General features: G+C 73.7%; 8 protein-coding genes. 4 read left to right on the top strand and 4 right to left on the bottom strand.

The features are described from left to right. Positions 1-246 precede the first annotated feature (246 nt). The 4 genes from AZE13_RS21135 to AZE13_RS21120 form a co-directional block, all read right to left on the bottom strand. Positions 247-1,536 (bottom strand): MFS transporter, encoded by a 1,290-nt coding sequence (locus tag AZE13_RS21135; protein WP_066934157.1) that lies wholly within the window; start codon positions 1,534-1,536, stop codon positions 247-249. A 44-nt stretch (positions 1,537-1,580) separates the two neighbouring features. Further along, positions 1,581-2,711, bottom strand: a complete 1,131-nt coding sequence (locus tag AZE13_RS21130) for an amidohydrolase family protein (RefSeq protein ID WP_066934154.1) — start codon at positions 2,709-2,711, stop codon at positions 1,581-1,583. Continuing rightward, positions 2,711-4,111 carry a glutamine synthetase family protein gene (locus tag AZE13_RS21125; RefSeq protein WP_066934150.1) on the bottom strand — a complete coding sequence of 467 codons (1,401 nt, stop codon included), beginning with the start codon at positions 4,109-4,111 and terminating at the stop codon, positions 2,711-2,713. Before AZE13_RS21125 ends, AZE13_RS21130 begins: the two co-directional genes overlap by 1 nt. 104 nt (positions 4,112-4,215) lie before the next feature. Then, complete coding sequence (locus tag AZE13_RS21120) at positions 4,216-6,282, bottom strand: SpoIIE family protein phosphatase (RefSeq protein WP_066934147.1); 2,067 nt, start codon at positions 6,280-6,282, stop codon at positions 4,216-4,218. Positions 6,283-6,668: 386 nt separating this feature from the next. On the opposite strand from AZE13_RS21120, the gene AZE13_RS21115 reads away from it, so the two are divergent. The 4 genes from AZE13_RS21115 to AZE13_RS21100 are packed head-to-tail and all read left to right on the top strand — an operon-like array spanning position 6,669 to position 10,498. Further along, complete coding sequence (locus AZE13_RS21115; protein WP_258527908.1) at positions 6,669-7,568, top strand: metallophosphoesterase family protein; 900 nt, start codon at positions 6,669-6,671, stop codon at positions 7,566-7,568. Between the two features lie 37 nt (positions 7,569-7,605). Then, positions 7,606-8,859 (top strand): MFS transporter, encoded by a 1,254-nt coding sequence (locus tag AZE13_RS21110; RefSeq protein ID WP_066934142.1) that lies wholly within the window; start codon positions 7,606-7,608, stop codon positions 8,857-8,859. Beyond that, positions 8,856-9,866, top strand: a complete 1,011-nt coding sequence (locus AZE13_RS21105; RefSeq protein ID WP_066934138.1) for a hypothetical protein — start codon at positions 8,856-8,858, stop codon at positions 9,864-9,866. The genes AZE13_RS21110 and AZE13_RS21105 overlap by 4 nt, the downstream gene beginning before the upstream one ends. A 29-nt stretch (positions 9,867-9,895) precedes the next feature. Continuing rightward, the gene (locus AZE13_RS21100; RefSeq protein WP_258527907.1) at positions 9,896-10,498 is read left to right on the top strand and encodes a DUF309 domain-containing protein; all 603 of its coding nucleotides are present in this window, start codon (positions 9,896-9,898) and stop codon (positions 10,496-10,498) included. The last annotated feature ends 20 nt before the right edge of the window (positions 10,499-10,518 follow it).

The raw sequence follows: 10,518 nt of genomic DNA, 5'->3' as shown, positions 1-10,518 counted from the left end.
GTGGGTGGGGGATCTTGTGGGTGGGGGTGGCCGTCATCCCGTACGCGCGGGTAGTGGACCACTTGTGTACGCCCCCACTCAGCGTTTTTCCTCCCCCTCACGGGAGGGGCCGCTCCGCAGGACGGCAGTCCGGAGGAGCGGCCCCGCACCCGACAAACCCACGCCCGCCGCAGGCGCCACGGCGAGCAACACGCGCGGCGCCGCAGCCGACAACGCGGGAAGCCGGCCAAGCGCAGCGGACAGGCCCTAGCGAAGCGCAAAGTCGCGGCGGCCGAAGCCCAGTGCGATGACCACGAGGACGCAGGCGAGGCCGCCGCCGGTGATCGCGATGGCCGGGGAGGTCAGATCGGCCGCCGAGCCGGCGAGGAAGTCGCCCAGGCGCGGGCCGCCCGCCACCACCACGATGAAGACGCCCTGGAGGCGGCCGCGCATCGCGTCCGGCGTGGCGGCCTGGAGCATGGTGCTGCGGAACACCATCGAGACGGTGTCCGCGCAGCCGGCCACCGCCAGGAAGAACAGGCCGATCCAGAGGTGCCGGGAGAGTCCGAAGCAGGCGATGGCCGCGCCCCAGGAGGCCACCGCGAGCAGGATCGCCAGGCCGTGCCGGCGGATCCCGCCGAGCCAGCCGGAGAACAGTCCGCCGAGGACGGCGCCGACGGCGGGTGCGGCGGCCAGCAGGCCGACCGTCTTGGCGTCCCCGGCGAACCAGAGCACCGCGACCGCAGGGAAGAGTGCGCGCGGCTGGGCGAGAACCATCGCCGCCAGGTCGGTGAAGAACGTCATCCGCAGGTTGGGGCGGGTGGCGAGGAAGCGCAGGCCGTCGAGGACGGAGGCCCGGCGCCGGGGTCCCTCGCCCTGGTCGGGGCGCATCGCCGGGAGCCGCCACATCGCGTACAGCGAACCGCTGAAGGCCACCACGTCGATGAGGTAGGCCGCCTGGTAGCCCCACAGGCCGACGATGACGCCGCCCAGCATCGGACCGCCCATCAGACCGAGGTTGCTGGTCAGGGAGTTGAGGGCGTTGGCGGCCGGCAGCTGCTCGGTGGGCAGCAGCCGGGGGATCATCGACGAGCGGGCCGGGGAGTTCATCGCGAAGCAGACGGCCTGCAGGGCGACGACGGTGTAGAGCAGCCAGACCCGGTGGTATCCGGCGAGCGCCGCGGCGGCCAGCACGACGGACATCGCGGTCGCGCCCGCGGCGCTGTACAGGCCCAGTTTGCGGCGGTCGACGGTGTCGGCGATCGCGCCGCCGTAGAGCCCGAAGACGACCAGGGGGATGAGGGAGCACAGGCCGACCAGGCCGACGGCGAAGGTGGACCGGGTGATGGCGTAGACCTGGAGGGAGACAGCGAGCGCTGTCATCTGCTGGCCCATCCAGGAGACGGTGTTGCCGCACCACAGGCGGCGGTAGTCCGGGGATATGCGCAGGGGGGTCAGATCGGCGAATATCCGGGAGCGCGTGGGTATTTCACGCTTTGCCGGGTGCGCCGGGGAGGTGTCGTCGGAGGTCTCGTCGGAGGTCGTTGTACGGGCCACGGGTCGCAGTAAAGCATGCCGGGGTCCGGCCCATCGGGCAGACCCTAGGGAAGTCCGTACACCCGTTGGGCGTTCTCTGCGGCGATCATCGCTCCGACCCGCCGGGCGTCCTCCTCCGACCACGCACCGGCCGTCGTCCACGCACCGAGCACGCCCGCCAGCGCGGTCCGGAACAGCGCGCTGCCGACGACGTACAGCTCGGGGAGCCCATGGGCGTCGGTGGAGAAGAGCAGTTTGCCGAAGGGGGCGAGCTCCAGGAACTCGGCGAGGACGGCGGCGGCGCGCGGGCCGGTGTGAGTGAGCGTCAGCCCGATGTCGGCGTACACGTGCGGGAAGACGGCCGCCAGGTAGGCGGCCTGGCGGTGGTACGGGTAGCAGTGCAGCAGCACCAGGTCGGTGCCGGCGGTGGCCCGGATGAAGCCGGTGAGCAGTGCCGGGTCGGCGTGGTCGAGCCGTAGGTCGGGGTCTCCGAAGCCGGTGTGGAGCTGGAGGGGGCGGCCGGTGGCGACGGCCAGCCGGATCAGGTGGCGCAGCAGGACCGGGTCGGTGAGGCGGGACGTGCCGGCCGCCGACCAGGCGCGGGCGGCGGCGTGTACCGCGTCGGTGCCCGGCGGCTCGGGGGACAGCGCGAGGCCGTGCCGGTAGGCGACGACGGTTTTGAATGCCACGGCGGTGCGCGCGGCGTCCTGAACGGCGAGGGCGAGCGCGTCCGGGAGGTCGTCGGGGTTCCGTACGGCGGCCGCGGTGTGCTCGGCGAGCGTCTCCAGCCGGACGATCTCGTGGCCGGTGCCGCCGCCGGCGGCAGCCGTCTCCGCCGGCCCGGTCAGCTCGCCGGGCAGCCCGGTGTCCAGGAGGTACGTGCCGATGCCGGTGGCGCGCAGCAGGCGGCGCCGGGTCTCGTCGGGGCCGAGCTCCCGGCGGCGGGCCAGGTAGTGGGCGGGCGGGCAGTGCGCGGGCAGACCGAGCAGCGGCGGGCACCAGCGGCGCACGGCGAAGCCGGTCTGGGTGTCGAAGAAGGTGGTGCCCGCCGCGGGCGGCCGGTCCGATTCGGTGAGGTACCGGGCGAACGTCCCGGGGCCGGGGTCGTGCCGGAGCACGCCGTGGCAGTGGTGGTCCACCAGCGGCGGCAGTCCGTCGACCGGGCCGGGGCCGCTCCCCGGGACGTCCGTGGCCATCACCAGCGCCAGCGGGTGGCGGCGGCGATCTCCTCCGGTCCGTGGTCCGCGAAGTGCGCCTCCTCGGCGCGCCGGACCGCGAGCACCGCCCCGTGCAGCACCTCGCCCATCGCCTCGCGCAGCGGCGCCGACTTCTCCAGCCGGTCGGCGGCCTCGGTGAGGGTCGCGGGCAGCCGTACGATGCCGCGCCGGGCGCGTTCACGGACGCCGAGGTGGCCCGGGTCGCCGCTCTGCGGCGCCGGCAGCCGGGCGGCGGTGTCGATGCCGTGCAGTCCGGCGGCGAGCACCCCGCCGACGGCGAGGTAGGGGTTGGCGGCGGCGTCGAAGGGCTTGACCTCGGCGTGGCCGCCGTCCGGGTCGTCGGGAGCGCCGGTGATCAGGCGGAGCGCCGCCTCACGGTTCTCCACGCCCCAGCACTGGTAGATGCCGGCCCAGTGGGAGGGCTGGAGCCGCAGATAGCTCGCGGGTGACGGGCAGCCGAGAGCGAGCAGGGCGGGGAGGGTGTTCAGGACACCGCCGAGGAACGCCGTCGCGTCCGGCGCCAGGCCCCAGGCGGCGTCGGGAGCGCGGTGCAGACTGCGGCCGTCGCGGTACAGGCCGAGGTGGAGGTGGCAGCCGTTGCCGACCTGTCCGGCGACGACGGACGGCGCGAAGGAGGCGCGCAGCCCGTGCCGGGCGGAGACCGCGCGGACGGTCTCGCGGACCAGGACGGCGTCATCGGCGGCGCGTACCGGGTCGCCCGGTGCGGTGCTGACCTCGAACTGGCCCGGTGCGTACTCGGGGTGGAGCTGGAGGACGTCGATGTCCTGGAGGGCCAGCGCCTCGGTGACATCGCGGAGGTAGTCGGAGAGTTCCACGATCCGGGTCATGCCGTACGCGGGGCCCGCGCAGGGGTAGTCGAGCTCCTCGTACGCCTCGGGGGCGGCCGAGGGGCGGCGCTCGGGGACGCGGGTGACCACCCACTCGGTTTCGAAGCCCATCCGCACCTCCAGACCGGCCGCGGTGGCCCGCTCGGCCATCCGCCGGGCGAACAGCCGCTGGCAGGCGGGGTGCGGCGCGCCGAGCTGCTCATAGCGGTCGGCCGGCGCCCAGGCCCAGCCGGGCTGGCCGGCGAGGGTGGTGAGGCGGCCGAGGTCGGGGAAGAGCCGCAGGTCCCCGTCGGGCCCGCCGAGGTGGTCGGACGCGGTGATCGTGTCGTCGGAGGTGAAGACGTCGAAGACCGGCGCCGCGCCGACCCCGCGCGTCACGGCGTCCGCCAGCCGCTGGGCCGGGATGGCCTTGACGCGGGTGATGCCGGCGTTGTCCACCCAGGTCATCGCCACGTTCCGGGCGCCTTCCGCCACCAGTCGCGCCGCCGTCCGGCGGGCCTCCTCGCACTGTTCCGCAGCCCGCGTTGCCATGAAGCCGTCCTCACTCGCCCGTGCCGATCCCTCGGCGCCCGTTCGCTCCCCTGCTGGTGGCTCGGGGCTCCCCCCGGCTCATGCCGGGCGGTACCGCCACCCGGTCAGGGGCAGTTGAACTCGCACCATACGCACTTTCCGCCGCCGCGCGGCTCCACACCCCAGACGTCCGTCAGCCGGTCCACGAGGAGCAGGCCCCGGCCGGAGACGCCGGACTCGCCCGGTTCACGGCGCCGGGGCAGGCTGCTGGAGTGGTCCTCGACCTCCAGCCGCAGCCGCCGCTCGACGCTGTGCGGCATCCGGATGTGGACCACGGCCCCGCCGTCGGTGTGCACCAGCGCGTTGGTGATCAGCTCGTCGGCGACCAGCTCGATCTCCTCGGCCCGCTCGGCCGCGCCCCAGGCGCGCACCGCGGCCCGGATCATGTGCCGGGCGGCGGAGAGGCCTTCCGGGTCGGCCGGGGCGACGTGCCGGCGGAACCGTCCCACGGTGTCGTGCTCCGGGGCGCCCAGCCGGCGCAGCAGAAGCAGCGCCATGTCGTCCTCGCCGGTGCGGTCGCCCGCGGACTCGCAGAGCCGTTCGGCGAGTTGCTGGACGTTCTGCGGGCCCTCGCGGACCTCGCGGGCCAGGTGCCGCATCCCCTCGTCGAGGTCGGTCCCGGGCCGTTCGACGAGGCCGTCGGTGCACAGCAGCAGGGTGTCTCCGGGGGCGAGCCGGACGGTGGTGACGGGGTAGTCGAGCCGCCGGAACGCGGAGGAGATGCCCAGCGGCAGCCCGCCGGCCACCGGCAGCCGGCGGCAGATGCCCTCGGCGTGCCGCAGCAGCGGGTCGAGATGGCCGGCCCGGACGATGCGGGCGGCGCCGGTACTCAGGTCGGCGTCGACGTAGATGCAGGTGGCGAAGCGGTCGGTCTCCAGCTCGTCGAGGAAGGCCGAGGCCCGGCCCATGACCGTGGCGGGGGCGTGCCCTTCGGCGGCGTAGGCGCGCAGCACGATCCGCAGCTGGCCCATCAGCGCCGCGGCCTGGGTGTCATGGCCCTGGACGTCGCCGACGACGGCGGCGACCCGGCCGTTGGGCAGCGGGATCACGTCGTACCAGTCACCGCCGATGTCCCGGCCCATCCGGGCGGAGCGGTAGCGGACCGCGATCTGCGCGCCGGGGACGCCGGGGATCCGGCGCGGCAGCATCGCCTGCTGGAGGCCGGCGGCGATCTCGTGCTCCTGGTCGTAGAGCATGGCGCGGGCCAGGCTCTGCGCGATGCTGCTGCCGAGGGCCACCAGGACACTGCGCTCCTGGTCGCGGAAGTCGTTCTCCCGCTCGAAGAACAGGCCGATCACACCGAGCAGGTGGCCCTGGGCGATCAGCGGCAGATAGGCGGCGGAGTTGACGTTCAGCGGCTCGATGGCGTGCCACAGCCGGGGGTAGCCGTACCGGAACTCCGCGCGGTTGCGCACATAGCGCGGGGCGTGGCTCCGCGCCACCTCGCTCATCGGGAACGCGTCGGCGACCCGGGTGTATTCCAGATCGGGGACGAAGCTGCCCGCCCTGCCCTCGGAGACCAGCCGGATCCGCCCCGCCTCGACCAGCCCGAGGATGACGTTCTCCGCGCCCAGCCGGCTCAGCCCCTGCTCGTCGGCGAGTACCGCGATGACCTCGCCGACCGTTCTGGCGTGCGCCAGGGCGACGGTGGTGCGCTCGACGACGCTGGTGTGCCGGCGCCGCTCCTCATCGACCGCGAGCCGCTCCGCGGCATGGATGTACTCATGGGTGGCGTCGCGGACCACGCCGATGACGCGGCGGGGCCGTCCGGTGCTGTCGCGGCGGATACTGCCCTGGGTGTGGGTCCAGCGGAGCTCGCCGTCCCTCAGCCGTACGCGGAAGTAGGCGCCGTACGAGTCGCTGCCGTCCTTGAGGGCGCGGGTCACCAGGGCGTCCAGCCGGGCCGCCTCAGGCTCCGGGACGCGCCGGTTCAGGGTCTCCGGCCGGTCGTCGTACTCCGCCGGCCGCATATCGAAGACCTCAAGGGCGGGCGGGTCCAGGTGCATCAGCCCGCTGTCGAGATCCCAGTCGAAGGCGCCCATGCCGTTGAGGGCAAGGGTCAGGTCCGGGTGGGCGGGCCAGTCGTCGGGCACCGACACGGCGGGCTGGGGCGCGCGGGGGCGGGCAGCCATGTCGTTCACCTTACGCTTTCCGCTGCGCTTGGCTGGCTTCCCACGTTGTCGGCCGTCCCGCCGTGCGGGTTCCCGCCGTTGTGGCCCGTCGCGGCGCCCCGTTTGTTTTTGGCGTCTCCCGCCGTTGCGCCTGCGGCGCTGTTGCCGCTGCGCGGGGCTGTACGTCGCGGGTCCGGCCCTCCGGACTGGCGTCCTGCGGGCCGGACCCTCCCGTGGGTGGGTGGGAGAGGGCCGGTGGGGGTGCGCGTCACCCTGTGTGTGCGGGTGGTACACCGTACTGACTCGTATTTTTCTTGACGCGGACATGTCGCGCCGCCATGGTTGCCCCCGACGGCTCCCCCACGCCACAGGAGACGGATATGCAGCCTCTGGTCAGGAACCCCCGCTTGGCGATACCCGTCGCCGCGGGTGCGGCCCTCGCGCTCGTCGGGGGTGTCGCGCTGTGGTCGGCCGCGGACCGTGCGGACGCCGCACCCGGCCGCGCGGCGGGCGGATTCACGGTCGCCGCCGCCGGCGATATCGCCGAGAAGTGCACGGCGAGCGACAGCGGCTGCGAGCACCCCAGGACCGCGGCGCTGGTGCGGCAGATGAACCCCGCGTTCGTGATCACCATGGGGGACAACCAGTACGACAAGGCCCGGCTCAAGGACTTCCAGCGCTACTACGACACGTCCTGGGGCGCCTTCAAGGACAAGACGCACCCGATCGCCGGAAACCACGAGACCTACGACCCGGACGGGGAACTCGCCGGGTACAAGGCCTACTTCGGGTCCATCGCCTATCCGGAGGGCAAGAGCTACTACAGCTACGATCAGGGCAACTGGCACTTCATCGCGCTGGACTCCAACAGCCTGAACTCCACCCAGCTCGACTGGCTCAAGGCCGACCTCGCCGCCAACTCCAGCAAGTGCGTGGCCGCTTACTGGCACCACCCGCTCTTCTCCTCCGGCGAGCACGGCAACTCGCCGGTCGGCCGCCCGGCCTGGAAACTGCTCCACGACGCCAAGGCCGAGCTGGTCCTCAACGGCCATGATCACCATTACGAACGCTTCGCACCCCAGGACCCGGACGGCAGGGCCGATCAGAACGGGATCGTCGAGCTCCTCGCCGGGATGGGCGGGGCGAACCCATACGCCATCGAAGAGGTCCAGCCGAACAGCGAGAAGCGGATCACCGACACCTTCGGGGTGGTGAAGCTGAACTTCACCGACACCGGCTTCTCCTGGGAGCTGGTGGGCACGGACGGGAAGACGAAGGACAGCAGTCCGGAATACCAGTGCCACTGATGTCTTTCGGTACCGCGGCGCGCGGGCGGTCCGGCTGATGTACCTCGCCACCACGGACGCGGCCACGACGGCGAGGAAGGCGACGCGTGGCCGCGTCGGCGGGCCGGTCCTGGCCCTTGGCGCGGTCAGCCTGGTCACCGATGTCTCCTCGGAGATGGTCACCGCCGTACTGCCGCTCTACTTCGTCCTCCAACTGGGGCTGTCGCCACTCCAGTTCGGCTTTCTCGACGGCCTCTACAACGGCGTGACAGCGCTGGTGCGGCTGCTGGGCGGGCATGCGGCCGACCGTGGCGGGCGCCACAAGCTCGTCGCCGGGGCCGGCTACGCGCTCTCCGCGCTGTCCCGTCTCGGGCTGCTGTTCGCCGGCGGCGGCACGCTCGGCATCGGCGCCTCGCTCGCGGCGGACCGGATCGGCAAGGGCGTACGTACCGCTCCTCGCGATGCGCTGATCTCGCTCAGCGCTCCCCCGGACGCGCTCGGCCGGGCCTTCGGCGTCCACCGCGCCATGGACACCACCGGCGCCCTGCTGGGACCGCTCGCCGCGTTCGCCCTGCTGTGGGCCACCGCCGACGCCTATGACGCGGTGTTCGTGGTGAGCTTCTGCGCCGGGGTGGCCGGGGTGTTGCTGCTGGTCGCCTTCGTACCGGGGCGGGCCGGGCCGCCCGCGCCGCCCCGTGCGGGACGCGGAGGACCGACCACCCCGCGGTCCCGCGCAGGGCTCCTCGCTCCGCTCCGCGACCCCGCCTTCCGGCGGATCTTCGTGGCGGCGGCGCTGCTCGGCGCGGCGACCATCGGCGATGCGTTCCTCTACCTGCTGGTGCAGCGCCAACTGGACTTCGCGGTCAGCTGGTTCCCGCTGCTGCCGCTGGGCGCGGCCGCGGTGTATCTGCTGCTCGCGGTGCCGGCCGGGCGGCTCGGTGACCGTATCGGCCGCCGGGTGCCGTTCCTGTGCGGACACGCGGCGCTGCTCGGCGGCTATCTCCTGCTGCTGGCGACCGGCGCCGGACCGGTACTGCTGGTGGGTGTGCTGCTGTTGCTGGGCGTGTTCTACGCGGCCACGGACGGGGTGCTGATGGCCCTCGCCGGTCCGGTCCTTCCGGCCGCGCGGCGGGCCAGCGGGATGGCGCTGCTGCAGACCGGGCAGGCGGTGTGCCGCCTGCTGGCGGCCGCCGGATTCGGCGCCGCCTGGACGCTGTGGGGTGCCCGCCCCGCGCTGCTCCTCGCCGCCCTCGCCCTGGCCGCGGCGCTGGTGGCGGCCGCCGTCCTGCTCCGTGGACCGGAGCGGCCATGACCATGCCCCCGTCCTCCTCCCGGGTCGTCTCGCTCTCCCTCCGGGCCCGGATCGTCGCCGTGGCGGTCGCGACCGCGCTGCTGGCCGCCGTCGCCGTCGTCTACACGGTCGGCGCCGCCCGGCGCGCCGAACCCACCGACCCGGCCTCGGCCTTCGGCCTCGACCACGGCCGGCTGTACTTCCGCAGCGCCGGAGCCGGCCGGGTGGCCCGGCTCCCGGCACCCGCCGCGCGGACGACGGCCGCCGACGGCCCGGCCTGCGACCGCTTCTACGCGGCGACCGGTACCGCGCTGTGCCTCCAGCGCCGGCCCGGGATCCCGCCCCGGTCGTACGCCGTGGTCCTGGACCGGCGGCTGCGCGAGAAGCGGCGGATCGCGCTCACCGGCATCCCCAACCGTGCCCGGGTGTCGGCATCCGGCCGGATGTTGTCCTGGACGATGTTCGCCACCGGTGACTCCTACGCCACCACCTCGTTCTCGACCCGCACCTCGATCCTGGACACCCGTACCGGCTACCTCATCAAGAACATGGAGGAGATCCCGCTCACCCTCGACGGCCGCCGCTACCACTCGCCGGATGTCAACTACTGGGGTGTCTCCTTCGCCCGCGACGACAACCGCTTCTACGCCACCGTGTCGACCAAGGGCAAGACGTACCTCGTCCAGGGCGATATGCGCGGGTGGGCGGCGCGGACGCTCCGCGAGAACGTGGAGTGCCCCTCGCTCTCGCCGGACAACACCCGTCTCGCCTTCAAAAAGCGGGTCCGTGCGGACGCCGCCGCCCCCTGGCGGCTGTACGTGCTGGATCTGCGCACGCTCCACGAACACCCGCTTGCCGAGACCCGCAGCGTCGACGACCAGGCCGCCTGGCTCGACGACCACACCCTCGCCTACGCGCTGCCGGGCCGCGACGGCCGGGCCTCCGACGTCTGGACCGTCCCGGCGGACGGCTCCGGCCCGCCGTCCCTTCGCGTACCGGACGCTTCCTCACCCGTGCGCGTCCCTTAGCCGGTGTGGGGAGGGCGCACAATCGAAGGGTGAATGATGTGCAGCACGTCCAAGGTGAGCCTGCCGGCGGCGGGGAGCCGGGGTCCGGTGCGGGGCAGCGTGGCGTCCGGCGGCGGGACCGTGATGAGCGGGGGCGGGCCCGCAATGCCCGGCCGCGGGACGGGCTGGGCCGGCCACTGCCGTACGGTGCGCCCGGCGTGGCACGGCAGCCCGAGGGGGTGTCCCGTGCACCGGCGGCGGCGCTGGCCGAGGCGCAGCGGCTGCTCGACGAGGGGATGCCGTTCCACGCGCATGAGGTGCTGGAGGACGCCTGGAAGGCGGCGCCGGAGGCGGAGCGCGAGCTGTGGCGGGGACTCGCACAGCTCGCGGTGGGGCTCACCCATGCGGCGCGGGGCAACCCGGCAGGCGGTGCGGCGCTGCTGGGCCGGGGCTCGGCGGCCATCGCGCCGTACGGGGACGCCGCTCCCTACGGGGTCGATGTCGCGGGGCTGCGGGCCTGGGCCCGGGAGCTGACCGGCCGTCTGACCGGCCCGGGGAAGGGGGCGGGGAAGGGCATGGGGACTGTGTCGGCAGTGGGGAGCGCGCCTCGTCTGTGCCGTGGCGATGAGGCGGCCGGAGGATGCCCTGTGTGACGACCGGTGAGTGGGCGGCG

It is taken from the genome of Streptomyces sp. NBRC 110611, from assembly GCF_001590865.1.
Lineage (GTDB): Bacteria > Actinomycetota > Actinomycetes > Streptomycetales > Streptomycetaceae > Streptomyces.
The sequence above is the reverse complement of the archived record's forward strand: the minus strand, read 5'-3'. Positions and strand labels throughout refer to the sequence as shown.

Bases quoted from the DNA above. Each gene is read 5' to 3' on its own strand.
- AZE13_RS21130 (WP_066934154.1), bottom strand. From the start codon at position 2,711: ATGGCCACGGACGTCCCGGGGAGCGGCCCCGGCCCGGTCGACGGACTG.
- AZE13_RS21125 (WP_066934150.1), bottom strand. From the start codon at position 4,111: ATGGCAACGCGGGCTGCGGAACAGTGCGAGGAGGCCCGCCGGACGGCG.
- AZE13_RS21120 (WP_066934147.1), bottom strand. From the start codon at position 6,282: ATGGCTGCCCGCCCCCGCGCGCCCCAGCCCGCCGTGTCGGTGCCCGAC.
- AZE13_RS21110 (WP_066934142.1), top strand. From the start codon at position 7,606: ATGTACCTCGCCACCACGGACGCGGCCACGACGGCGAGGAAGGCGACG.
- AZE13_RS21105 (WP_066934138.1), top strand. From the start codon at position 8,856: ATGACCATGCCCCCGTCCTCCTCCCGGGTCGTCTCGCTCTCCCTCCGG.